The organism is Armatimonadota bacterium (assembly GCA_035527535.1).
Classification (GTDB): domain Bacteria; phylum Armatimonadota; class Hebobacteria.
The window spans coordinates 1-24,981 of sequence record DATLAK010000052.1 but is presented as its reverse complement, the minus strand read 5'-3'; the positions used below and the strand labels follow the sequence as shown (position 1 = coordinate 24,981).

Here is a 24,981-nt window from a genome sequence, read left to right as displayed (position 1 = left end):
CCAGCCATCCCAACGAGAAACGGTCATACCCCATGACAGGCTCGTGCTTCCGAACGCGGGGCGTTGGCTCCCTGGTCGGGCTGATGATACGGCCTGTGGGAGGAGAACGGGGCCGGGGTCACGAAGCTGACCCGTTGGGGTGGGTGGGCGATTGCGTTCGCCTATCTCGGCTGCGCGTCCGGCAGGCGGCGGGCTTGCGCGGCGCAGCCTTGGCGGAGGCGGGGGGAGTGACAGCCATGAAAGCGAGAATTGCCTTCTGGGCGGGGGTCAGCCGCGCCCCATTTTTCACCGCCGCGGCGCTGCCGGTGGGCCTGGGCGCCGCCGCCGCGTGGTGGCATTCGGGGCAGTTCCACGGCGGGCTGTTCGCGCTGACGGCGATCGGCGCGGTGCTCCTCCACGCCGGCGCCAACATCACCAACGACTACTACGATCACCTCACCGGCGCCGACGAGCTCAACGTCAACTACTTCACCCCCCTCTACGGCGGCAGCCGCATGATCCAGCAGGGGCTGATGACCCCGCGCGCGACCATCATCGCCGGCATGACCTGCCTGGGCGCGGGCGCGGCCATCGGCATCGCGCTGACGGTGCTGCGCGGGTGGCCGATCCTGGCGCTGGGGGCGGCGGGCTCGATCATGGCGTTCTTCTACACCGCGCCGCCGGTCAAGCTGAGCTACCGCGGCTGGGGCGAGCCAGCGGTGGCGCTCAGCTTCGGCGCGCTGATGGTGGCGGGGGCGGAATACGTCCAGGTGCGGCACATCACGGCGGTGGGCCTGGCGGCGTCGGTGCCGGTGTCGCTGCTGATATTGCAGGTGTTGTTCGTCAACCAATTCCCCGACGCGCCGTCCGACGGTCAGGCGGGGAAACGCAACTGGGTGGTGCGGCTGGGGACGCGCCGCGCGCGTTATGGGGTGTCGCTGATCTATGCCGCCACCTACGCCAGCATCTTGGCGGCGATCGCCTTCGGCCTGGCGCCGGGATGGTGCCTGATCGCTCTGCTCACGGCGCCCCTGGCTGCCGGCGCTTCGATGGTCAACCTGCAGTACCACGACCAGCCCAAGCGCCTGCCTCCCGCCAGCGGGCTCACCATCGCCACCCACGCCCTGACCACGCTGCTGCTCGCCATCGGCTACCTTCTGGGGGCGGCGCGGTAGGCGCTCGGGCGGCTGCATGGCAACCGGCCGCACAGGAAGCCCATCGCCGTCGGTCGAACACCGCCGCGACCGGCGGACCCGATCCAAGGAGAGAATCAAGATGACCAAAGTGCAGCGCAACGCCGCCACCGAGCTCTACCCCGTGCCCGCGGTCGTCGTGTCGTGCGTGGACGCGCAGGGGAGGCCGAACCTGATCACCCTGGCCTGGGTGGGCACGGTCTGCTCCGAGCCGCCGATGCTGAGCATCGCGGTGCGGCCGGGGCGTTACTCGCACGCGCTGATCAAGGAGGCCCAGGAGTTCGTCGTCAACCTCCCGCGGGCGGACCAGGTACAAGCGGTTGACGTGTGCGGCACCGTGTCGGGGCGCGATGGGGACAAGTTCGCGGCCGCCGGACTCACCCCCGAGCCGGCGGCACACGTCAAGGCGCCGCTGGTGAAGGAGTTCCCCGTCAACCTCGAATGCAGGGTGCGCCAGACGCTGAGCCTGGGGTCGCACGACCTGTTCCTGGGCGAGATCGTGTGCGTCCACGCCGATGAGGAAGTGCTGGACAAGGCGGGCGGGTTGGCGCTGGAGAGGCTCAAGCCGCTGGCGTACGTCAATGGCGCGTACTGCGCCGTGGGCGGCATCGTCGGCGCGTATGGGTTCTCGCGCAAGTAGCACGCGCCCGGCGACCGCCTCCGCCGGGCCTAAGCGGTTCCCACCTCCGGGGCCGCCTTGTGCACGCGCAGGTTCTTGATGATGACTTCACGCCCGCGCTCGACGGTGATGTCGGACGAGTCGCAGGCCGGGCACCTGACCGCGGGCACGAAGATGTGAAACTCGGGATCGGTGGGCAGCTCCACCCCGCCCGCGTAGCCGCACGCGCCGCACTTGATATGGGTGGGAGTAGCGGCCACCCTGACGTCGGCGCCGTCGGCGACGGTGTCGCGGAAAAGCTGGCGCAGCCAGAACCCCACCTGGTCGGGGTTGAACAGGCTCAGCTCTCCGATCTCGATGTCAACCTCGATCACCTGGTCCACCGCGTGCGCGGCGGCGGCCTTGAGCACGGTCCGTCGGATCTGGGCGGCTAGCGATAGCTCGTGCATGGCTCACGGGCACGGCGTGTTTGCCCGCCGGGGGCGGGCCGCGCCCCTACAGGCCGAGGGCGGCGGCGACCTGCTCCACCCCCTCCCCGCCCAGGGCGTCGGTGAAGATGACCGCGAGCGCGGGGTTGGCGGCGAGCGCGTCGCGCCGCAGTTGCTCGAGGTCGGCGTTCACGACCTCGGCCAGGTCGCACTTGTTGATGACCGCCGCCTGCGCCTCGGCGAAGATGTGCGGGTGCTTGCGCAGCGTGTACGGCCCCTCGGTGACGGAGACCACCACCATTCGCCCGTGCGCGCCCAAGGGGAACTCGGCGGGGCAGATCAGGTTGCCCACGTTTTCGATGAAGACGAGGTCGAGGTCGTGCGCGAGCAGCTCCTCCAGCCCCTTGGCCACGAGGTTGGCGTCGAGGTGGCACTCCCGGCCGGTGTTGATCTGCACCACCGCGCGCGCGCCGCTGCGCGCCAGGCGATCGGCGTCAATGGTCGTCGTCAGGTCGCCCGCCAGCACCCCCACCCGGTGGCCGCGCAGATGCTCGACCAGGCGCCCGATGAGCGTAGTCTTACCGGAGCCGATGGCGCCCATGACGTCGAAGGCGCGCACGCCGCGCTCGTCCAGGCGGCGGCGGTTGGCCGCCGCCAGCTCGCGGTTCTGCTCCAGCAGGTGCTCCTCCAGCTCGATATCGAAAGTCTCGCCGTCGCCGGGCGTGATGATCTTCAACCGGCACCTCCCTCCGGCGCCCACTGGTGGGCGCGCTGCTTTCTTAGCTTCCATCGCCGGGGGCGCGCTTCCTTGTCGCTCATGCGGTGCGCAGCCGCGGCGGCGCTGCTCCCGGGCTCACGCCTCGCCCAGGAGCAGCTGCGGCACGGCCGAGAGATCAGGGACGGTGTAGTCGGGGGTCGGGAGGTCCGGCTGCGGGCTCTCATCGGCGCGGTTGACCCACACCGTGACCAGGCCCGCCTGGTGAGCGGGCGCGACATCGCCGGCCAGGGAGTCGCCGACGTGCGCCGCCTGGGCGGGCTCACACCCCGCCTCGCGCACTGCATGCAGAAAGAGCTGGGGGTCGCGCTTGGAGTAGCCGACCTCCCCCTCGATGATGACCGCTGACACCAGTTGGCGCAAGCCGAGCAGCGTCAGTTCCTCCTTGACGATGCCGGCGCGCCCCTCGGCGACGACGCCCACGCGCACCCGCTCGCGCAGCGCGTGCAGCGTCGGCAGCGCATCCGGCAGCAACTGGAGCGCGCGCATGCGCGCCAGCTCGTAGTGGCAGGCCACCGCCTGCGCGAGGATAGGGTTGACGACGCCGCAGTTCTCCAGCGCGCGCTCCCACAGGCGATGCGCGGCCTCCACCTCGCCCTCTCGCAGCCGGCTGGCGCTCCAGCGGTCGGCCTCCTCTTCCGCGTGTTGCAGCTCGCGCAGGTAGGCCTCGCGCAGGCCGCCGGCGGTGACGGCGTCGGTGTGGTTGACCGTGTACTCGCACGCGCTGTCGAGGGCCGCCGCCGCCGCCGCCGCGTAATCGCACAGGGTATCACTGAGATCGAAGAAGATGACTTTGATCATCGCTCGCCTCCGGTCGCCCCCCGACGTGCCGCGGCGCTGCCTGCGGTGTCCTCAGTGCTGCATCTCCTGCAGCCGCCGCAGGTCGCGTTCCATCGCCGCCAGCTCCTGTCCGTAGGCGGCCCAATCGCCGCCGTGCAGGCGCGATTGCGCCGTGTTATAGTGCTGGAGCGCGGACTCGATGAGTTCCCGCTGCGCCTTCGACACCGCCGGCCGCGGGGCGGGCGCCTCCGGCGCCCCCGCCGCAGTGGGCGTCGGCGGCCGCGGCGCGGCGCCTTCCGCCGGTATCGCCACTGCCCCTCCCAGGGCGGCCTCGAGCGCCTCCTCCAGGGTCGGGCGCATGACGACGATGGCGTCGCCCTCGACCTGGCCGACGGCGACGATCACCCGCTTGAGTTCCGGCACTCCGCCGTTCTGGGCGCTCAGGAACAGGGGCTCGACATAGAGCAGTGACTCGCCGATCGGGATGACCAGCAGGTTGCCGCGGATGACGTCGGAGCCGCGTCCGCGCCACAGGGTGAGGGCGGCGCTGATCTCGGTATCCTGCTCGATGCGGTTGTCCACCAGGCTGGGGCCGAAGATGGTCTCCTCGCGGGAGAAGCGAAAGACCACGAGCTCGCCGTAGTGGGGTGCGTCAGCGCGGGCGCACAGCCAGGCGATCATGTTGGGCTTGCGCGCCGGCGTGTAGGGGCGCATGAGGATGAACTCAGTGTTGTCCTCATCGGGCAAACGGGTGACGATGTAGTAGGGCGGGATGAGGGAATCGCCGCCGCCCGCACCCGTCTCAGTCGCGGTGCCCTTCTGCTCCGACTCGTGTGCGATCTCCCACTTGTCCTCCTTGGTGTAGAAGACGTGGGGGTCGGTAATGTGGTAGGTCTGGTACATTTGGGACTGCAGCAGGAACAGCCCCTCCGGCCAGCGCAGGTGGCGGCGCAGGTCGCGCGGCATGTCCGCCAGCGGGCGGAAAGCCCCCGGGAAGGCGGCGGCGTAGGTGCGGATGATGGGATCCCGCGGGTCCGAGACATAGAAGGAGACGGTGCCGTCGTAGGCGTCGGTGACGACTTTCACCGAGTTGCGGATATAATTGATCGGCACCCCGCCGGGGGCGGGCTCGGAATAGGGGTAGCGGGAGCTGATGGTGTAGGCATCGTGGATCCAAACGAACCGGCCGTCGTCGCCGATCACGAGGTAGGGGTCGTTGTCGTATTCCAGGAACGGCGCGATGCGGCGGGCGCGTTGCTTGACCTCGCGATTGATGAGGAGCTTGCTCCGGGCGCCGACCGTGCCGGAGACGAGGATGTTGATCTGGCCGTAGCGCAGGGCGGCGGCGGTGCGCGCCATGCTGCCCGCAAGCGCAATGCCCGCCTTCCCCGTGTATTTGGTGGTAATGGTGCGGGGGGAGGCGGGATCGGGGTAATCCACCTCTTCGGCGGTGGTGTTGACGATGCTGTAGTCAAGGTCGCCTTCGCTGAAGTAGAGCTGCGGCCGACGCACCTGGATCTCCGGCACCTCCGACAGCATCGGCAGGTCGCGCACCAGCATCGTCGGCAGCCCCTCCGGGCTCACCCGGTTGACCGGTGACAGCACCGCCCCGTAGCCGTGGGTGTAGGACAGGTGCAGGTTCTGCCACGTCTGCTCCGGCACCTCGGAGGGCACCAACTCGCGCGCCGACAGCATCACCTGACGGTAGTCCCCGTTCATGATGTAGCGGTCTATGTCAACGTCCCGGAACTCATAGTAGGGGCGCAGCCCCTGCAGCTTCTGGTAAGTCTGCAGTAGCGGCTTCCAGTCCCACAGCCGGATGTTCTGCACTACCCCCGGCGCCGCCGCCAACTCCTGCGCGCTCAGGCGCTGTAATTGCCCCACGTCGCGCACCTGGATGCGGTCGAGCCCGTAGGCGCGGCGCGTGAACTCGATGGTGTGGGCGATGTAAGGGCGCTCCTTGCCGAACTCGTTGGGCTGCACCTGGAAGCGCTGAATCGCCGCCGGGTAGATGACGTTGATCAGCAGCGACGAGGTGACGAGCAGGCCGATGGCGCCGAGCGGCAGCCACAGCCCCCGGAAATAGATGTTGGCGATCACCGCCGCCGCGCACGCCACCGCGATCCAGGTCAGGATGTGGAGGGCGGGAAGCTGCGCGTGGAAGTCGGTGTAGCTGACGCCGAAGGTCACCCCCCGCGGCGAGTAGAGCAAGTTCCACGCGTCGAACTGGTAGCCCACCGCCTTGGCCAGCAGGATGAGGCCGATGATGATTGACAGGTGGCCCTTGACATGGGGCGCGAACGCCGGCACCCCGCCCAGCACCCGGATCGCCTTGTCCAGGTAGTGCACCGCGGCGGCGACGATCAGCACCGCGAACAGCGTCAGGTAGAGCCACTGCCAGACGTACTGCAGGAAGGGCAGCTTGAAGACGTAGAAGCTGACGTCGTTGCTGAAGATGGGGTCGGCGAGGTTGAAGGGGACGCCGTGCCGATACCACAGGAACTTCTCCCACTGCTGCGCGGCGCCCGCGCCCACCCCGTAGGCGACGACGGCCACGAACGCGCCCAGCGCCAGCAGCAGGTAGCGGCTGACGTAGTGCTCGAACAGCTCCGCCGCCTGGCGCCGGAAGCGGCTCTCCGCCTCGTACCATGCGGTGGCCGGGGCCAGGCGCCGCGCCAGCCATGCGTTGGCCATCACCAGCACGAAGAAGGCGACCCCGAAGATCAGCCCCAGGTTGAGCTTGGTCAGCAGGATGCCCCAGAACACCTGCCGGTACTTGACCTCCCCGAACCACAGCCAGTCCAGGTAGAGGTTGGGCAGCAAGGACGAGAAGACCCACAGCGCGACCAGCGCGCCGCCGATCACGGCCCAGATGGTGAACCGGCGTTTCACGTAGCTTACCTCCTGCGTCGGGCGCCGAAGCCTACCGTGTGCGCTGCGATCGGCCCCATTGCCTGGTGGTTTCTGCAGCAGCGGTCAACAGTCCTGCCTTGCGCGCCGTGCAGGGACCGGTGCAGCGAGCCGCCGCGATCGCCCGGTGGTTGTATGCAAACGCGCACACGGCTGCGAGTTCCGAACACCGCGGGCCGCATGCAAGATAGTAACGTCGGCCAAAGTCATGGAATATGGTCTCGGCCTCGGCGAACGCCGGTGCGAGTGCTCGCCGACGCAGACGAGATATCCCCAGTCACCGGGCCGCGCGCCGCCGTCACCAGCGGCCGGCGCCGATCCATGAGCCGCCAGGGGGTGGAGGTGCCCAAGCGATGCGCGCACTAAGTCACATCGCAGCAGCATGCGCCCTGGTGGGCGCGCTCATCGCGCTGGCGGCGGCGCCGTGCCGCGCCGACTCGGAAGCGGCTGCCGCCGTCGAGCCGGCAGCGCAGGAGCCACCGGCGGCCGAGGTAGCCCAGGCGCCGGAGCTGCTGCTGTTCCAGGACATCCCGGTGGTGGTGACCGCCTCGCGCATGGAGGAGCGCGTCACCGACGCCCCGGCGAGCGTCACCGTCATCACCCGCGAGCAGATACTGAACTCCGGCGCCATCAGCATCCCCGATATCCTGCGCATGGCGCCGGGGGTGGAGGTGATGCAAACCACCGGCGGGAGCTGGGAGGTCGGCATTCGCGGCTTCGATCAGCCGGTCGCGAACAAGGTCTTGGTGCTGGTGGACGGGCGCACGGTCTATAACGACTTCTACGCCAACGTCAACTGGTATGGACTGCCGGTGGTGCTGGAGGACATCGAGCGCATCGAGATCATCCGCGGGCCCCTGTCATCGCTATGGGGCGCCAACGCGACTGTGGGCGTGATTAACATCATCACCCGCTCGCCGGCGGAGGCACAGGGCGCCACCGCAACTGCCGACTACGGAACCCGCGGCGCGTTGCGCGCCAACGCGATCTATGGCTGGAAGAGCGCGAACGAACGCTCGCACTATAAGGTCATTATCGCGCACGAGCAGGAGGGGCAGTGGCCCGCCAGCTCGGAAGCCGTGCGCCAGGGCGAGGTCGCCGATCGCGATTCGGGTACGGTGACCAAGGTCAGCGCGGCGGCGGATTGGGGTGCCCGCTGGCGACTGTCCATGGGCAGGAACGACGGCGCTGTTGCGCTCATCAGCCCCTACTCGATGGGGCAAATGCTTTGGGACGAGTCAACTGGCTTCGCCTCCTTGTCTTACCAGGGCGACAACCTGAGCATGCGCGCCTACTGGAACGGGGCGCGTTTCCAGGTTACCCGGTTTGGCTTCGCACCGTGCGTCATCTACACCGATCTCTACGATCTCGAAGCGCTCAAGTCCGATGTGATCGGCCGTCACCGCGCGCTGTGGGGCGCCAGCTATCGCGCCACGCAACTTGGGCAAGCGGGCGGGTTGCTGTTCGACGGCCCGCACCATCAGCGTCTTCCCGCCGCTTACCTTCAGGATGATTACCAGGCGTCAGAGAGGACCCGGCTGGTGCTGAACGCGCGCTGGGACGACCATCCGCTCGCTGGCGCGCGGCTCTCCGGTCGGGCGACGGTGATGCATTCCTTCACCCCGGAACACACGCTGCGGTTCTCGGCCGCCACGGCGTTTCGCAGCCCCAACTTCGTCGAATCGTACTTCGCAATGTTCGTCGAGTTGCCATCGCTGCCGCCCACGGGCATGTGGGGCAACACAGATCTGAACTGCGAGGGGATTACTGCCTATGACCTCGAGTACCGCACGCGCTTGTCGCCCAGGACTACCGGCAGCATTTGTCTTTACTACAGTCGGCTTGACAACGTCATCTTGGCGTCGCCCATCCTGGTTTTCCCGCCGCAATCGAGATTTGAGAACGTGGGTCAGGCGCGTTCGGCGGGGGTGGAGATGGAGGTGCGGCATGCGCTCTCGCCTGCGCTGTCGGCATTCGCCAACTACACCTATCAGTCCCTGTCCGGCGACCAGGCCGTCCGCGACGATCTCGTCGATCTCACGCCGCGCCACAAGGCCAATCTGGGTTTCAACCTGTCCGACCCCGAGCGCGGCCTCACCGGCAGCCTGCTGGCAGCCTACCGCGACCAGGTCGCTGGCGGCGCAGGACCCTACGTTCTGGTCAACGGCTACCTGGGGAAACGGTTTGGGGATGTCGAGTGGGGTGTCTCGTTCTTCAATCTGGCCAACGTCCAACACCAGGAGTACGGCCAAGGCGACATCATCGGCCGCCGCATCATGGGCAGCGTCAGGCGGGAGTTCTGAGCGGGGCCCGGGGTGCGAAGTCCGTGGTTCGCGCGGACGGCGAATCCACGCCGGAGTCGGTGCCTATGACCGCCCCGGCGTTTCCGTTGCCGGCCCGGCAAGGGGCAGGCGAATGATGAAGGTCGCACCCTTGCCCGTCTCCGAATGGGCCTCGATGGTGCCGCCGTGGGCCTCTACGATCTGCTTGCAGATGGCGAGGCCGAGCCCGGTGCCGTAGCTCTTGCCGTGACTGGCGAACGGCCGGAACAGCTTCCCCTCCATCTCCGCGGGGATGCCGGGGCCGGTGTCGGAGCAGCGGATCTCGGCGTATCCTCGCTCACAGCGACTGGAGACGGCGCAGACGCCGCCGGCGCCCATGGCGTCGCGGGCGTTGGCGGCGAGGTTGAAGATGACGCGGTTCATGCGCCCGGGGTCAATGCGCACGGGGTGGGGGCAGTCGAGGCGGAAGCTGATGCCGACGCCGGACTCGCGGAAGTCGCGCTCGAGCTGAGGGCGCAGCCCCGCCAGGTAGTCATCCACGCTCATCACGCGCAGCTCCAGCTGGGCCTGTTCGCCGCGGGCGAATTCGAGCAGGTCGCGCGCCATGTCGGCGATGCGCTGCACCGACTCGACGAGCATGGCGGCGAACTCCTCGCGCTGCTCGGGGGGCAAATCGTGCTCGGCCAGCAGCGGCACCGAGCCGCGGATGGCGGTGAGGGTGTTCTGGATGTCGTGGGCGATGCCGCTCGCCATGCGCCCGATGAGGGCCAGGCGCTCCTGGTCGCGCGCGCGCGCGAGTTGCTCCGCCATCTGGTTGAAGTCGCCGGCGAGCTGCTCCAGCTCGTCGCCGCTGCGCACGCGCAGGCGGTAAGAGAAGTCCCCGTCGCCGATCCTGCGCACCCCGTCCTGCAACTGGCGAATGGGGCGGATGAAGCCGCGCGCCGCCAGCATCGCCGATACCAGCGCGACCACCGCCGCGACGCCCAGCCACAGCAGCAGAATGAACAGGCTGCGGCTCTCCAGGCGCGCGGCGTCGGCCTCCATGCTGTTCACCACGCGTTGCAGTTCGGTCACCGGCGAGGCGACCACCAGCAGACCAACTACCGCGCCGTTGAGGTCGCGCAGCGCGCCCGCGGCGGCGTCGAGGTTGACGCCGGTGGATGCGAGCCCCGCGGTCCAACGCTGCTTGCCCTGGCGCAAGATGGGAGCGGTGAAAGGCTCGGCCAGCGCCTGCCCGATGACCTCCTCGCGCGCGGCGGGCAGATCCCCGGCGATCACCACCCCGCCCAGGCATACCACCATCCAGCGCCCGGTTTCACGGCGATAGGCGCGCGCGAGCTCGGGGTCGCGATTGAGGACGCGGGCGGCGATGGCGGCGCCGCGGACCGTCCCCCGCCGGTCCGGCACCGGCACCACCGCGACCATCGCCAGGCCGCGCTGCTCGCGCCCGGCGCCGGTCGCGAGCGGGATCGCCGCCTGGTCGCTAAGACGGCTGCCGGCGGCGGTGAGGCCGGGAACGGCGGCGCCGGGCGTCACCTTCTCCACGCGCAGGGCGGAGGGGGCGAGGACGGCCATGCCATGCTTGGGGATCCCGCCGAGCGCGGCCGCCACCAGCGGGCGCAGGTTGGTGACCTGGGCTCCGGTCCCGCGCTCTCGATTCCACAGCACGCTGTCACCGTACGCCGCCGGGCCGGTGGCGCGAGCGACGGTGCTGCCCCGGCGATCCACGACCGTGATCATGCTCGCGCCAGAGGGGGCCAAGGCGGACCTCAGGCGGGCGCCGGCCTCGGGGTAGCGCCCCTGGGCGATAAGCTCCCCCACCTCGCCCTGGGCGACGGCGGCGGCGACCGCTTGCTGCAGGCGCTCGGTGTGCTGCGCCATCAGCGTCCTCAGGTTGGAGAGGTCGCGGTTGATGGCGAGCGCATTCTGGGTGGTGACGTAGTCGAGGGTGGCCGCCGCCTGCCGCTCGAAGGTGCGACGCATAAGACTGGTGGTGACGAGCGAAAGCACCGCCATCGGCGGCGCCAACGCCAGCACCATGATGACCGCCAACTTCGCCCGAATCGTCCACATCCGCGTTCCGGCGCGTGGCGCACTATCGGTGGTCCGCAGCGCGAGCACAGTACCAGCCTTGACCCCAAGTTAGGTCTGATTCGACCTCTTGCTCGCGCCCCCCTTTCCGGCGCGCGGGCAGCGGCTAGGCCCTTGGCCGCCGTGGCGGTCGCTTGCGACCTAGCCACAAGATAACTGGTTCGCCTGGGGCCTGGGGCACGCAAGAAAAGGTTTACCTAACGGGGGAAAATGCTAAATACTGGTATGCCTATGTGGAATACTAATCCACACAGAGCTGGAGGTCCAACCAAGGTGCGATGCGCAAACTGCGGCGCCCGGATAGTCGAGCTTCCTCGCTATCTGGAGCGCTCGGTGAAGATAAAGTGCCATAACTGTTTCGGGGCCGCTCCCCAGGACTCGTCGCCGGGCATTGACGAGTTGCTGAACCGCGGTTACCGGCGCGACCTGCAGCGCCTGGGCGAGGCCACGGAAGGCGCCTGATAAGCAGGGCGTAGGGACGGGGGAGGCTGCGGAGCCGGCGGGAGGCTGCGCCGCGTGCCGGATGGCGACCTATCCCGGCGCCGGGGACGGGGTCAGCGCGCCCAGCAGTTCCGAGACCTCGACGCCCGCGAGCGCGGGGTCGAGCACCTCCACGATCTCCAGCCGCGGCACTCCGGAGCGGGGGTCGCGCTGCCCCAGGTCAACCTCGCCGGGCATGAGGCTGCGGCGCAGGCCGTCCTCGATGATGACGTGGACCAGGGGGCGGGCTGCGTCTGCGGGGTTGGGGCGCGCTACGATCGCCAGCGCCCCGCTGCTCAGGCGCACCAGGGTGCCCGCCGGATACTTCCCCAGCATCTCCGTGAAGCGCCCCAGCAGGCGCGGCTCGAACTGCTCCCGCTCGGACTCCTGCATCATCTCCAGCGCCCGCTCCGGCGTCAGCGGGGGGCGGTAGGGGCGCTCGGTGGTGAGCGCGTCGAACACATCGGCGATGGCGACCATGAGGCTGTAGAGGTGCAGGGGCACAGCGTGCCGTGCCCCTGCGCGCCGCTCCGCGATCTGCGGGTAACCGGTGCCGTCGCAGCACAGGTGGTGCTCGAAGGCCACCACCGGCGCTACCGCCGGTGCTCGCTCCTGGCCGAAGAGGATGAGGGCACCGTCAATCGGGTGACGCGCGATCGTCTTGAACTCATCCGGGGTGAGCTTGTCGGGCTTGCGCAGGATCTCCAGCGGCACGAACACCTTCCCCACGTCATGCAGCAGGGCCGAGACCCCAAGCTCGCGCAGACGCTCGGGGCCGAGGCCGATGGCGCGCCCCAATCCCAGGCACAGGATGCAGATGTGCAGGGCATGGGTGAAGGTGTATTCGTCATAGTTCTTGACCGACACCAGCCCCAGCATCGCTGATTGCTCGCGCAGGATGCCGTCCACCAGCCGATCCACCGCGCACTCCGCCCCCTCGACGTTGAGGGGCCGGCCGATCCGCGCGCGCCGCACCGCGCTGCGCATGACGTCGAGCGCGCCGGCATAGGTCTCACGCACCGGCGACAGCGACTGCTCCCGGCGCGCCCCCTGCGTCAGCGTCTGCAGGGTGTCCACCGCGATATGCGTCACCCCGCGCCGCCCGAGCACGGCGGACGCTCCCCCCTGCTCTCGCACCTCCTGGGGGTCGGCCGCCAGCAGTCTGATCAGCTCCCCCGTTTCGCTCGCCTTGACCCCCGGCACGAAGGCGATGCTCTCGATCTCTCGGTTGTGGCACGCGCCCACGAAGCTGCCGACCGAACTGGTCGCGTCGAACAACGGCCGATCATCAACCACGACTTCGCCGTTGATGAACTTGATCAGGCATTCCCCGTGGGCGACGACGCGCTCCACTGCGCGCGCCGCCGCCGCCATCATCTCCGCCACCATCGGATGCTCTGGCGGGTAGAAGGTGATGTTCCTCATCGCGCGGGTGAGGGCGCTCACCAGCTCCTGGATGAGCGTGCGCATGGTGGGCGCGGCGGCGGTCATGGTCTGGGCATCAGCCATGGCGGTCTCCGTCGGCGGTGGCAGGCCCGGTTGCCGCGCACTCGGCGCGGCGCGCGTTCGCCGCCGCCCCCGGCGTCGCGCAGTCGGCGAGGGCCTGCTGCGCCTCGGGGCCGGGGATCTGGGCGAGCGCGGCCGCCGCCAGGGCGCAGAGCTCCTCGACGCGCTCGCGAAACAGCAAGCCGTGCTTGCGCATGATCTCCGTCAGCGCCGGCACCGCTTCCGGACACCCGATGCGGCCCAGCGCCCGCACCGCCGCTTTGCGTACCTCGAATCTGCGCCCGTGGAGCTGCCCCTTGAGCGCGACCAGCGCCAAAGCGTGAACCGCCCCCCTCGCCCCGATCTCGCCGAGACTCTCCGCCGCTTGCGCCTGCACTCCGGGATCGTCGTCGTACAGCGCCCGGATCAGGATCTGCTCGGCGGCCAGCCCGGGCACCCGCCTCAACCACTCCGCCACGCGCAGTCGAACCAGAGGCTGGCGGTGTCCGAGCCCCGCCGCCAGGTGGCTGATGAAGCGCTCGTGGCGACCCTCGATCATGGCGCCGGCGGCGGACATGACCTGGTCGGGCGGCGCCTGTGCCAGCAGGTGGCGCACGTGCGCGGCCCCTCGCTCGCCGGCGTCGGCTAGCAGGCGCAGCGCCAGCGAGCGCAGCTTCGGATCCTCCGCTCTCTGCGCCTCCTCCAGCAGGACCTCGGCGCACTCATTGCCCATCTTGGCGGCGATCTCCAACAGCTCGGGGCGGCGCTCCGCAGTCACCTCGGCCAGCGTCTCGCGCAGGCCTTGCGCCACCTGCTCGGTCGCCAGCCGCTGCAGGGCGCTGACGGCGATGGGCGCGCGGGTAGGCTTGCCTTCGTCCACCTCGCGCGCCAGGGCGGACACCACCTCCATCACCGCGCCCCGGTCGCCGGCCGCGGCGCGCTCAACGGCGCACGCTTCCAGATGTCCGGCGAGATCGAGGTAGCGCGCGGCGTCGTGCTCGTAAGGCAGCATCGTCAGCAGCACGCGGACGCGCGATGCCGCGACCGCGTCCGCGTCGAGGGTGCGCAGCAGCTCCGGCCAGTCGTCCACGGTGCCGCCGGCGGGCAGGGACCCGGCATCGAAGTCGCCCAAGCGCCCGACCGCGCCGCCCACGCGCATCGCCGTGTCGGCGGCGATCTGGTCGAGCAGCAGGCCGACCACGTTGCGGAAGCTGTCCTGGCTCATGCCGCGCGCCATCAGCCGCTGGCGCAGCAGGGGCTCCACCGCCAGCAGCTTGCGCTCATCGGTCAGGGTGCGCCGGAGGATGCGCTCGAGCGAAGCCGACGGTTCGCCCACTACCGCGGCGGGGCGCGCGAGGATGAGGTCGGCGATCTCGTCCGGGGAGCGGTCGGCGATGATGGCGGCGAGCAGGTCGGGGCCGCGGCTGCCGGCCTGGCGCGGCGCGCGGAAGATGCGGGCTTGCAGCGCCGGATCGAGCTTGGCGAAACGCTCGCCAACGGCCTCGCGCCATTGCCTGCGTTCCCGGGGCTGGCATTCCACCATCGCCTCCCCGCTCGCCTGCACCAGCCATGCCAAGCCGACCGCGACGTAGTCGTCCAGCGCCACTTCCCCCAGGGCGGCGATCTCCGCCTGCAGCGGAATCTCGTCCACCTCCGCGGCGCCGGGCGCCACCGGCACCGGGAACGGCATCGGCAGGCCGCGTTCGCAGGCCGATCCCGCCTGGGCGATGTGCAGGCGCTCGCCCGCCAGCTCCAGGCAGGCGCCGACCAGCCCCTCCACCGTGCTGTGGACATTGACCTGCGCCCCGGCGAACGCCGACAGCCACTGCGCCTGCGAGGTCGGCACGAAACGCGTGTAATCAACCTCGGCGATCTCCAGGTGCTGGCAGCCCGCCTCCTGCAGGGCGCGGCGGGCGCCGCCGCGTTCGGCCAGATCGGGGGCGCTCGTGCCCAGCACCCCGATCAGCACGGCGATCTCGTCCCACGTCAGCGCGGGATGTATGGTCAGGGCGGCTACCTGTCGCGCGTGCAGGGCCTGGTGAAGCTGGCGCAGAGAAGCGTGGTCAGGCAACTGCTGCCCCTCCGCGAGCAGGCCCGACTCGACCACCGTCAGGGTGAAGTGGGATCGCTCGGAGATCAGCGCGAGGAACGCCTCGGCGGCGGTATCGCATGCCTGCTTCGCCACCGGGTGCTCCGGCCCGTAGAGGGACCACTGGTGCGCGGCGCGCACAAGTTCATCCAGTGCGCGCACGACCAGGTCGCTGTGCGCCGCGTTGTCGGCGGGTTCCGGTTGCAACGTCGTCGCGTTTCTCGCCGCGGATTGGGTTTGGTGGCGATTCCTTGGGCTTATTCCACAGCGCCAGTACGATATGAGATTGCCCCCGCCCCCTCGGCCTGCGGATTATCGCTTGCTCTCTTACCGGAAGGGGACAGTTCCTTCCCGCCCAAGCCCTAGCCGCTGCCCTGGGCCGCGGGGAACTGTCCCCTCGCACCGAAAGGAGGCCGCGGCTCCGGGGCCGAAACCATGACTCCGGAGTCCGCCATGGAAACACAGCGGTTGGCAGCATTGCTGCGCGAGGACTTCGAGCGCGCCTTCGCGACCCCGCCGGCGCGGCTGTTCCGGGCGCCCGGCCGGGTCAACCTCATTGGCGAGCACACCGACTACAACGACGGCTTCGTGCTGCCCACCGCCATCGAGCGCGAGGTGCTGCTGGCCGCCGCGCCGGCAGCGGATGCGACCCTGCAGGTATCCTCGGCCGATTACGGCCGCCGGGCTTCCTTCGACTTGCGGCAGCTCGAGCCCAGCGCAGACGAAGCGTGGGCGAACTACGTCGCGGGCGTGGCGTGGGCGCTGCGGGAGGCGGGGCACGACCTCGGCGGCGCGCGCATCGCCGTGCGCAGCACCGTGCCGTCCGGGGCCGGCCTTAGCTCTTCGGCCGCGCTCGAACTGGCGACCGCAATCGCGCTGACCTCCCTCTTTCACCTACGGATTGAGCGCCCGCTTCTGGCTCGCCTGTGCCAGCGCGCCGAGAACGAGTTCGTGGGCATGCCCTGCGGCATCATGGACCAGTTCATCGCCGCCCTCGGGCGCGCCGGGCACGCGCTGCTGCTCGATTGCCGCTCCCTGGAGTTCGAACAGGTGCCGGTGCGCGGCGCCGAAGTGGTGGTCATTGACTCCGGCGTGCGGCGCCAGCTGGTGGATTCGGCCTATGGCGAGCGCCGCCGCCAGTGCGAGGAAGCGGCGGCCAAGCTGGCGCAGGCGGGCCGCGGCATTCGCGCCCTGCGCGATGTGACGCTCGCCGACCTCAAGCACCACGCATACCGCTTGTCGCCGGTGGAGCTGCGTCGCGTCCGCCACGTGGTGAGCGAGAACGAACGCACCCTGCAGGCCGCGCAGGCGCTCGAGGACGAGAACCTGGAGGCGTTCGGGCGCCTGATGGTGGCCTCCCATCACAGCCTGCGCGATGACTACGAGGTGAGCTGCCCGGAGCTGGACCTGCTGGTTGAACTGGCGCTGGCGACGCCCGGGGTGTACGGCTCGCGCCTCACCGGCGCGGGGTTCGGGGGGTGCACGGTGACGCTTGCGCGGACCGAGTCGGTGGCGCTGATGCGGGAGGAATTGGTGCCGCGCTATCACCAGCAAACGGGAAACGAGCCGATGCTATTCGCCACCGCCCCCGCCGCGGGCGCGAGCGAAGTCATCGTCCAGCGGCGCCTGGCCCGCGGCCGCGACTGGGGAGAAGAGTGAAACTGAGCTTCATGACGTTCGCGTGTCCGCAGTGGACGCTGGCGCAGATCATCCGGGGGGCGAAGGATCACGCCTGCGACGGCTTCGAGCCGCGGGTGACGGCGGATCATGCCCACGGCATCGAGCTGAGCGCGTCGCCGGAGGAGCGCCGCCGGGCGGGGCAGATGGTGCGCGACGCGGGGCTGGCGGTGAGCTGCGTGGCGACGTCGTGCCGCTTCGCCGCCACCGACCGGGCGCAGCGCACGGACAACGTGGAGTCGCTGCGGCGCCACCTGGAGCTGGCGCGCGACGTCGGGGCGACACGCCTGCGCGTATTCGGCGGCGCGCGGCCGGAGGGGCTCAACCTCGAGAGCGCCATCGCGATCGTCGCGCAGGACCTGCTGGCGGCGGCCGACTTCGCCGCCCAGTGCGGCGTCATCATGTGCCTGGAGACCCACGATGACTTCAGCCGCGGCAGCAGCGTCGGGCGCGTGCTGCGAGCGGCCGACCACGACCACATCAGGGCCAACTGGGACGTCATGCACCCCTACCGCGCCGGCGAGGACCTGGCGGAGACGCTGCGCTGGCTGGACCGCAAGATTGCGCACGTGCACTTCCATGACAGCGCCGATGACGGCAAGGCGCTCGTCCCCGGCGACGGATGGCTGCCCATCGCCGAGTATGTGCGGGCGCTGGCGCGACTGCATTTCGACGGGTACGTGTCCGCGGAAATCTGGAATGACGCGGGCAGCCCGGAAACCATCCTCAGGCGCTACGCCGAGCAGATGCGGCGCTACGAGCGCCTGGCCGTAGGAAGCGAGTAGGCGCTCGGGCCTGACGCGGGGCGACAACGGACCCGCCGCAAACTGCGGACCTCGCCGCGGTCACAGGTCCAGCCGGCGGCCGGCGCGGCGCGCAGCATCCGTCTCCGCCGCTATCTCCCGCATGTTGGCCGCGGCGTCGTACGAGAGGCGCCGCTCCTCCTCCATCGCCTCGAAGTGAGGGCATTCCGGCGTACAGCCCTCCGCGGTCTCGACGTCAATCTTCGTCACGCGGCAGGCGAGATGATAGGCATCGAGGGTCGAGCGATCGCGATGCTCGGTCAACTCAATGCCGATGTCGAGATGAACGCACGGATGGGCGGCGCGGATGGTCGCCACCCGGCATTCCTGGCACGTGCGGTTGAAGGTCTCGCTCGTGGCGCGCTCCCCTCGTCTGGTGGCGGCGTCGCAGTAGAGCCGCCCCAGCTCGACGCGGCGATGCTCGCACAGCGGTACGTCGGCCATTTGCTCTCTCCTGGTTGCCAGCTGCCTGGTCAACGGTGCGATGGGACAAGCGCGGTATTCCCCCACGCTCTTTCATCCAGCCGGTATTGATCACCTGCTATCGCAAGTATACCCCATGCGCGCCCTTGATTGCCAGCGCCCCGGCCGCTACGGGTGTGAACCCGGAGCGTTGGTGTGAGCAAGCCCAGGTGGCACACCCGCCATCGGGTGTGTGGGCGCCGCGTCGGCGGCGCCTATTCACAGGCGAGGGCGCCTGTGCCATATCCACGGTTTCACGTCGTCTGGCCGGGAGTATTGAGGCCACAAGCGGTCAGAATGGGGCCGATGACAGACGTGACTCCCGCCACTGAGCGATTGCGCCATAGCCTTGAGGCGGCAGGAGGGCGGCTCATACCCAACGAAGACCGGAAGTCATGAGTCAAGACCCCCCGGAGACTCTTGAGTTGGTAACTCCTGCGCATGTTACATCTCAATAAGCCTGGGCGGACCAGTGCCGTGTCAACTTTGATCTGAGTAGCAGATGAAGCCGCCGACACACGCCGACTGACGCCGACTTGTAGGGGCAAGGCATGCCTTGCTCCTACGGGCTGCTTTCGGCGGTCGAGGCATTCCGCTTCCTTCATCGGCGTTGGTCCGCGTTCATTGGCGGTTTCCCGGAGAGCGACCAACACGGTTTGGGCGATCAGTCAAGACGTGATTGACGCAGGCACTAGACTGCGGCCAGCGCCACTCCCGGCATGAGCGCCTCGACGTCGGCGCGCGCGGGGCTGGCGGCATCCCACACGGCGGCGTTGGCGGCCCCGGCGGCAAGAGCGAGGCGCAGGGTGCGCTCGGGGTCCCACCCCCACAGGATCCCGCAGGCGAACCCCGCCACCACGCAGTCCCCCGATCCCACCGGATTGACTTCCTCGATCAGCGGCGGCCGCGCTCGCCAACGCCGCCCCGCCCAGTCAATCAGCGCGCCTGATTGGCCCATGGTCACCACCACCAACTCGATGCCCGCCTGCCGATACCATGCCACCGCCTGCCAGCGGGCCTCGTCATCCGCCAGCGGGCGCCCCAGCAGGCCCTCGCTCTCGATCACATTGGGCTTGACCATGAACGGAATCGCGCGCACGCCCCGGCGCAAGGCCTCGCCGCGGCTGTCGAGGATGGTGCACAGGCCGCGCTCGCGGGCGAGCCGGATCATGCGGGCATAGGCGTCGTCGAGTATGGGATGCGGGGCGCTGCCGCCGAAGCACACGATGCGCGTCCCCGCCAGCGCGTCGGCATAACGCGCCATCAGCTCCTCGGCCTCGGCGGGGGTGATCTCGGGGCTGGGCTCGACGTAGGCGGTGGCGCGCTTGCGGTCGCGTTCACGGACGGTGACGATATTGCGCGTGGGCGCCTGGGTGCGCACGACGATGGGCTCGATGCCGTCGCGGTCTCGAATCAGTCGCTCGACGAGACGGCCCGATTCCCCGCCGAGCATGACCAGCGATCTCACGGGCGCCCCCAGGTGTTTGGCCATGCGTGCCACATTGGTGGCCTTGCCGCCGGCGACGTCGTGGGCCGCGGCCGCGTGGTTGAAGGCGCCGAGGGCGAGGGTGTCGAGGGCGATTGTCTTGTCCACGCACGGATTGAGCGTAACCGTCAAGATCATGACGAGCCCCGATGATGCCATTCGCAGGAAGGCGGATGACTCCTTCGACCACGCTCAGGGCAAGTCCTCGCCGGCGTCGGCCCGCACCGGTTGATGCTCTCCCCGGCAAGGGGCCGGGGGCGACCCGTTTCAAGCGAAATCATTCCCCGTAGTAGATTTCCGGAGCAAGCGCTTGTGGGTCTTTACAAATGGCATAGAATCTGCTACATTTCGCGCGGTGGCCTGGAAGCCACCGTAGTGAGGGCAGTTGAATGCAGGCAGAGTTAGTCAGCCAGGCTGGCTTCCGGCTTGTGGTTCAAGCTGTCGGAAAGGAGGCCAGCGATGGCCACGGGTAAGGTCAAGTGGTTCAATGATGCCAAGGGTTACGGCTTCGTTGAAACGGCTGACGGCGATGTCTTCGTCCACCACAGCGCGATCGAAGCCGACGGCTTCCGCTCCCTACAAGAGGGGCAGGAAGTCGAGATCGAGATCGGCCAGGGGGAGAAGGGCCTGAAGGCGCTCAAGGTACGCCCGCTCTAATCGTCCATCGTCACGCTGGCGCGAGGCAAAGCCCCGGGGCACTGCGCCGGGGCTTTGCGCCGTCAGCGATTCCCAAGTTGCAGGGGGCAGCCGCTGATTGCCCGCGAGGTGCTCAGCTCCGCTGTGGGCCGGGTGCACCGCCCAGGGCACAGGCTCTTAGCCTGTGCCGCATCGTCCACCGCCTCTCGCGCAGGGCACGAAATCCACGCCAACGCCGCAGTCGTGCGCCGTGTTTGGCGCGCCGTCATTCGCGGGCGTCCGGCGAATTCCAACGCACCGGGCTCAGGGGGTAAGTCGCACTTCGACGCTCCAGTCGGTGATGTCGAGCGCCGGCAGGCTCGCGTCGCCCGCGCCCTCGGGGACGACGGCGTCGGCGTTGGTGTAAACCCCGCTCACCTCCAGCGGGAGGATCAGGTAGCTGTTGGCGGTGGGGCCGAGGCCGTCGTAGTTGAGCTCGATGAACTGGGCATCGGGGGGCAGCAGGCGGTCGGCGGTGATGATGTTCAGTTCGAGGTGGGCGGCGGTGGTGGTGACCTGGTCGAGGTCAATGATGACGGCGATGGTCAGTTCGTCCTGGGTGATCCCCGCCTGGTAGGGCGGGCCGGTGAAGGCCAGGTCGCGGTACTGGAAGAAGGCGCCCTGGTGGTACTGCACGTAGAAAGCGGGCGGCACCGCGGCGTCGGAGATGATGAGCGGCACCCCGGTCGCGGGGATGGGGGCGGAGGGGTTGGCGACGATGGGCACGGGGCCGTCGTTGGGGTTGCCGTTGGTGTCAATGGCGATGAAGTAATGGTAGGCGGGGTTGACCGGCGACGCCAGGGTGAAGCGGACGATGAGCTGACGGCTGGGCACGGGGGCGCCGCTGACGGTGGACGGCATGCGGGCGCAGCCGACGCCGAGCACGCACGGCAGCAGGCAAACGAAAGCAAGCAGGCGTCTCATGGCAGGCGGTGCCATTATACCGGCCAGGCGCTCCGCTGCCAAGCCCGCGGGTGCAGGCGCCGGGGCGTCGCGAGGCGAAACCTTCATCCGCGGACGCCCACCCATGCGCACTACCGCACAGATGGCCCTGTGCCTTGCCTCCGGGCTGCTGCTGGCCTTGGCCCATCCTCGCGCCGGCCTGTGGCCGTTGGCGTGGGTCGCGCTGGTGCCGTGGCTGACCGTGGCCTTCACGGCGAGTCGGCCGGTGGCGGTCATCGGCAGCTTGCTCGCCGGCTTCTCGTTCTTTGGCGCCCTGATGTACTGGATCGCCATCTTCGGCTACCTGCCGTGGGCGCTGCTGGCCCTGATCGAGGGGCTCGCGTTCCCCCTGACGGCGGTGGTCGCGCGCATCGCCGCGCCGCGCTCGCCGTGGCGGGTGCCGGCGGTGGGGATCGCCTGGGTGACGTGGGAATTCGCGCGCGGCCAGGGGCGGTTCGGCATGCCGTGGGGCCAAGTCGGCCACTCCCAGGCGCCGTTCTCGGCGCTGGCGCAGCTCGCCGCCTTCGGCGGCGTGCCCGCGATATCGTTTGTCGTGGTGGTCGTCAATGCGGCGCTGGCCCACGTCATCGCGGCGAGGCGCGCGGGCGGTCGCCGGTTGGCGCCCCTGGCGGGTGCGATTGCGCTCACGGCGGCCGCGGTCGCCCTGGGCCTGGTCCATGCCCGCGAGGCGGCGGTGCCGACGGCTCCCGATGCGCGCCCTCCGCTGCGCGTCGCGCTCGCCCAGGCGAGCGTCAAGACCTGGCTGACGGTGGAGGCGTTGAACTCCCCGCTGACGGTCGAGGAGCAGCGCTCCGAGCTGGCCGCCTACGCCCGGTTGACCCGTCAGGCGGCCGCGCGCGGGGCGACCGTCATCGTCTGGCCCGAGAGCGCGGTGCCGGGGTATCTGCAATACGAGAGTGCGCTGCGGCAGGCCGTGACTGCCCTCGCGCGGGAGCTGCGGGTCTGGCTGGTAGTGGGCGGGCCGAGCTACGAGCTGACGAGGGAGCGCGCGCGACCGCTCCAGTACAACTCGGCGTTCGCGGTATCACCCCGCGGCGAGATCGCCGGCCGCTATGACAAGGTGCACCTGGTGCCCTTCGGCGAGTACGTCCCGGGGCGCGACTGGCTGCCCCTGCTGCGCTACTACCGCGTGCGCGACTACGACATCGCCCCCGGCGCGAGCCATCACCTGCTGGGGGCCGGCGGGTTCGCCTTCGCGCCCATGATCTGCTTCGAGTCGGTCTTTCCCGACATCGCGCGGCGCGAGGCGCGGATGGGGGCGGATGCGCTCATCATCATCACCAATGACGCCTGGTTCCTGCGCACGGCGGCGGCGGCGCAGCACCTGCAGATCGGCAGGTTCCGCGCCATCGAGCAGGGGCTGCCGGTCGTGCGCGCCGCCTCCACGGGGGTATCGGCGTTCATCGCCCCGTCCGGGCGCGTGACGGGGTCGCTGGGCTTGATGAAGCGCGGCCTCCTGGTGTCGCAGATACGTGCGCGCCGGGCGGACACCGTTTACCGGAGAATCGGTCCCGCGTTCTCCGTCTCCTGCGCGGCGGCGGCCGCGCTGTGGGTGGCGGCGGCGCTGGTGATTCGCCTCGCCCGCCGGCGGCGCGGGAGGGGGCCATGGCGCGGATGACGAGATGCCCGAACTGCGGCGCCGACAACAGCGTGCGCCGGGAGACGTGCTGTGCCTGTGGCGCGCCGCTGGCTGCCAAGGCGTCGCCGTCCGGCGCGGCAAGCGCCCCCGGCGACCGCTTCGCGGCGGTGATCAGGGAGCGCTCGGGCCTGCCCCAGGCGCAGCCGGTTGCCGCGGGTCGGGCGCCGTCAGCCCTCACGGAGTCGCCACTGCCGCCCTCTTACGCCACCGGCGGGCAGGTGCGCCGCGCGATGCAATTCTTCCGCCAGCTCCACGCCTTGGTGAACTCGGGCATGCCGCTGGGGCAGTCGTTGATGGGCCTGGGGCGGCGGGTACACCCGAGCGCGCGGGCGGCGGTGCGCGCCCTCGCCCAGCACGTGACAGGGGGTGGTAAGCTCAGCGATGCCATGGGCGGCCATCCGCATCTATTCCTGGCCTACCAGGCGGGGCTGGTGCGGGCGGGGGAGCTGGGGGGGGCGCTGCCGGAGGCGCTGGATCAGATCGCCGCCGACTGCGAATCCGAGTTCCGGCTGCGCAAGGCGGTGGGCCTCGCCCTGCTGCCGGTGTGGGCGCTGACGGTGGTGGCGCTGGCGGTCGCGCCCGTGGCGCAAATGCTGGGCGGCGCGGAGCCCCGCGCGTGGACGCTGGCGCAGATCTGGGCGGGTTACCGCCACGGCCTGCTGACGGTGTCGCTGCCCATCGCGCTCGGCCTGGGGGGCGGGTGGGGGCTGTGGATCGCCTCCGCCAGCAGGCGTTCTCTGGCGGCGGTGCGACACCGCCTATCCCTGTCGCTGCCGCTCGTCGGCGGCGCCCACCGTCGCGCAGGGATGGCGCGCTTCCTGGGCTCCCTGTCCCTGCTGCTCAACGCCGGCGTTCCCATCACCGACGCTTACCGTACCGCGGCAGAGGCAACCGGAAACCTCGTCCTCTCGCGCGACCTGCTGCGCGATGCCGGTAATCTCGACCTCGGCCGCGGCCTGGTGGACGTCCTCGCCCGCCAGCGCGTGCTATCGCGCGAGACGACGGACCAGCTCGCCATCGGCGAGGCGGCGGGCAAGCTGCCGGCGATGCTCGGCCATATCGCCGGTGACTATCGGCGGCAAGTCGAGCGCTCCGCGAAGTACCTGCCGCACATGCTGCAGTTGTTGGCCTACGCGGTGGTCGGATCGCTGGTGGTGCTGCTGTGGTACACCCTCGCGAACGTCTATTTCAATCTGCGATTCTACGAGCCCCTGAAACAGCTCTTCGACGTGCCGTAGCTTGCGCCGGGGTGCCGCACCCGCGCGGGCAAGGGTAATCGCCGCTGCACCGGGGAAAAGCGCGGGGGCGAGATCGCTCTCGCCCCCGTAGGGTGCAGCATCAACGCTCGGAGCATGGTTTCGCAGGTTGGAAATGGCTAGGCCCGCAGGGCCGCCATCCCGGCTCCGACCGTGTCGGGGCTTAGGGACCTTCGCCACCGGGAGCACGAATAATCCGGGCTAATCGTCCTTGTCGGCCTGGTCCTTGGCCTTGAACCAGCCGCCGCCCTGCTTCCCCTGCTTGCCGCCCTGCTTGGATTGGGGCTGCTTGGACTTCCCGGCGGACTGCTTGGCGCCGGATTGCTTGGCGGGGCTGGACTTGGCGGCCGGCGACCGGTTCTCCGCGTCCCGCTGCTGCATCCACGAGCCCTGGCTGCGGGCGGGCTCGGGGCCGCGCTGGGTGGGCAGGCCGACGCCCGGCCGTGCCTGCTCGCGGTCTCGCTCACGCTCGCGCTCCGGCGCGCCATAGACGTACCCCGGCGGCGCCGCGGCGACGTTGAACTCGTGCCAGCCGGTCTTGCCCTTGAGCTTGAGCACGCCGCCGTCGCGCTCGACGGGGACCTTAAGGTGCCGGTCGAAGAAATCCCGGGGGACATAGACATAGCCGCCGACCACCACCGGCGGCGCCGGCAGCGCGATCATCTGCCCGCCGTAATAGGCGTAGGGGCTGCCGACGATCAGCGCGAACTCGCGGCCGTTGTAGGTGATGACCGCGCGGTTGCGCAGGCTGTCCCACAGCAGCGCGGCCCCGATGACGTCGGAGGCGTCGCGCAACGGAATGTAGGTCGTGCCGTAGTACACGAACGGCGCCGGCGCGTAGATGCCGGGGTAGTAGGCGTAGCCCGTCGGGCGCCCGGGCCCGTGCGCCCACGGCGGCGGCCCGTAGCC

At 69.7% G+C, this 24,981-nt stretch carries 20 protein-coding genes; 9 read left to right on the top strand and 11 right to left on the bottom strand.

Annotated features, from left to right (window positions below; translation table 11 throughout):
• The first annotated feature begins 236 nt into the window (after positions 1-236).
• Both menA and VM221_03380 read left to right on the top strand, forming a co-directional pair.
• Positions 237-1,154 carry a 1,4-dihydroxy-2-naphthoate octaprenyltransferase gene (gene menA / locus VM221_03385; GenBank protein HUT73865.1) on the top strand — a complete coding sequence of 306 codons (918 nt, stop codon included), beginning with the start codon at positions 237-239 and terminating at the stop codon, positions 1,152-1,154.
• Positions 1,155-1,254: 100 nt separating this feature from the next.
• Positions 1,255-1,812: a flavin reductase family protein gene (locus VM221_03380; protein ID HUT73864.1), complete on the top strand. Its 558-nt coding sequence runs from the start codon at positions 1,255-1,257 to the stop codon at positions 1,810-1,812.
• A gap of 29 nt (positions 1,813-1,841) precedes the next feature.
• Here VM221_03380 and VM221_03375 read toward each other — a convergent pair whose 3' ends face one another.
• The 4 genes from VM221_03375 to VM221_03360 form a co-directional block, all read right to left on the bottom strand.
• Positions 1,842-2,240, bottom strand: a complete 399-nt coding sequence (locus VM221_03375) for a hydrogenase/urease maturation nickel metallochaperone HypA (GenBank protein HUT73863.1) — start codon at positions 2,238-2,240, stop codon at positions 1,842-1,844.
• Positions 2,241-2,286: 46 nt separating this feature from the next.
• Complete coding sequence (gene hypB / locus VM221_03370; GenBank protein HUT73862.1) at positions 2,287-2,955, bottom strand: hydrogenase nickel incorporation protein HypB; 669 nt, start codon at positions 2,953-2,955, stop codon at positions 2,287-2,289.
• A gap of 117 nt (positions 2,956-3,072) precedes the next feature.
• On the bottom strand, positions 3,073-3,795 hold the full coding sequence (locus tag VM221_03365; GenBank protein HUT73861.1) for an HAD family hydrolase: 723 nt from the start codon (positions 3,793-3,795) through the stop codon (positions 3,073-3,075).
• 51 nt (positions 3,796-3,846) lie between these two features.
• Complete coding sequence (locus tag VM221_03360; GenBank protein ID HUT73860.1) at positions 3,847-6,666, bottom strand: UPF0182 family protein; 2,820 nt, start codon at positions 6,664-6,666, stop codon at positions 3,847-3,849.
• Positions 6,667-7,037: 371 nt separating this feature from the next.
• Here VM221_03360 and VM221_03355 point away from each other — a divergent pair, with 371 nt between their 5' ends.
• Positions 7,038-8,987: a TonB-dependent receptor gene (locus VM221_03355; protein ID HUT73859.1), complete on the top strand. Its 1,950-nt coding sequence runs from the start codon at positions 7,038-7,040 to the stop codon at positions 8,985-8,987.
• Between the two features lie 63 nt (positions 8,988-9,050).
• Here VM221_03355 and VM221_03350 read toward each other — a convergent pair whose 3' ends face one another.
• Entirely contained in the window at positions 9,051-11,039 is a 1,989-nt protein-coding gene (locus VM221_03350; protein ID HUT73858.1) for a HAMP domain-containing sensor histidine kinase, read from the bottom strand.
• A 351-nt stretch (positions 11,040-11,390) separates the two neighbouring features.
• On the opposite strand from VM221_03350, the gene VM221_03345 reads away from it, so the two are divergent.
• Positions 11,391-11,519 (top strand): hypothetical protein, encoded by a 129-nt coding sequence (locus tag VM221_03345; GenBank protein ID HUT73857.1) that lies wholly within the window; start codon positions 11,391-11,393, stop codon positions 11,517-11,519.
• 69 nt (positions 11,520-11,588) lie between these two features.
• Here the strand turns inward: VM221_03345 and VM221_03340 are convergent, their stop codons facing one another.
• Entirely contained in the window at positions 11,589-13,046 is a 1,458-nt protein-coding gene (locus VM221_03340) for an HD-GYP domain-containing protein (GenBank protein HUT73856.1), read from the bottom strand.
• Positions 13,039-15,318 carry a HEAT repeat domain-containing protein gene (locus tag VM221_03335; protein HUT73855.1) on the bottom strand — a complete coding sequence of 760 codons (2,280 nt, stop codon included), beginning with the start codon at positions 15,316-15,318 and terminating at the stop codon, positions 13,039-13,041. The genes VM221_03340 and VM221_03335 overlap by 8 nt, the downstream gene beginning before the upstream one ends.
• Before the next feature lie 246 nt (positions 15,319-15,564).
• On the opposite strand from VM221_03335, the gene VM221_03330 reads away from it, so the two are divergent.
• Both VM221_03330 and VM221_03325 read left to right on the top strand, forming a co-directional pair.
• Complete coding sequence (locus VM221_03330) at positions 15,565-16,770, top strand: galactokinase (GenBank protein HUT73854.1); 1,206 nt, start codon at positions 15,565-15,567, stop codon at positions 16,768-16,770.
• Complete coding sequence (locus tag VM221_03325; protein HUT73853.1) at positions 16,767-17,573, top strand: sugar phosphate isomerase/epimerase family protein; 807 nt, start codon at positions 16,767-16,769, stop codon at positions 17,571-17,573. Before VM221_03330 ends, VM221_03325 begins: the two co-directional genes overlap by 4 nt.
• 60 nt (positions 17,574-17,633) lie before the next feature.
• Here the strand turns inward: VM221_03325 and VM221_03320 are convergent, their stop codons facing one another.
• On the bottom strand, positions 17,634-18,035 hold the full coding sequence (locus tag VM221_03320; protein ID HUT73852.1) for a hypothetical protein: 402 nt from the start codon (positions 18,033-18,035) through the stop codon (positions 17,634-17,636).
• Positions 18,036-18,744: 709 nt separating this feature from the next.
• Positions 18,745-19,677, bottom strand: a complete 933-nt coding sequence (locus tag VM221_03315) for a 1-phosphofructokinase family hexose kinase (GenBank protein ID HUT73851.1) — start codon at positions 19,675-19,677, stop codon at positions 18,745-18,747.
• A 321-nt stretch (positions 19,678-19,998) separates the two neighbouring features.
• Here VM221_03315 and VM221_03310 point away from each other — a divergent pair, with 321 nt between their 5' ends.
• Positions 19,999-20,196 carry a cold shock domain-containing protein gene (locus VM221_03310; GenBank protein HUT73850.1) on the top strand — a complete coding sequence of 66 codons (198 nt, stop codon included), beginning with the start codon at positions 19,999-20,001 and terminating at the stop codon, positions 20,194-20,196.
• A gap of 282 nt (positions 20,197-20,478) precedes the next feature.
• Here VM221_03310 and VM221_03305 read toward each other — a convergent pair whose 3' ends face one another.
• Positions 20,479-21,138 carry a hypothetical protein gene (locus VM221_03305; GenBank protein ID HUT73849.1) on the bottom strand — a complete coding sequence of 220 codons (660 nt, stop codon included), beginning with the start codon at positions 21,136-21,138 and terminating at the stop codon, positions 20,479-20,481.
• A 103-nt stretch (positions 21,139-21,241) separates the two neighbouring features.
• Between VM221_03305 and lnt the strand changes: the two genes are divergently transcribed.
• Entirely contained in the window at positions 21,242-22,795 is a 1,554-nt protein-coding gene (gene lnt, locus VM221_03300; GenBank protein HUT73848.1) for an apolipoprotein N-acyltransferase, read from the top strand.
• A complete protein-coding gene (locus tag VM221_03295) occupies positions 22,792-24,054 on the top strand; it encodes a type II secretion system F family protein (GenBank protein ID HUT73847.1) in 1,263 nt (420 codons plus the stop codon). The genes lnt and VM221_03295 overlap by 4 nt, the downstream gene beginning before the upstream one ends.
• Positions 24,055-24,273: 219 nt before the next feature.
• Here VM221_03295 and VM221_03290 read toward each other — a convergent pair.
• Positions 24,274-24,981, bottom strand: a 708-nt coding sequence (locus tag VM221_03290) for a copper amine oxidase N-terminal domain-containing protein (GenBank protein HUT73846.1), incomplete at its 5' end; no start/stop codon positions are given.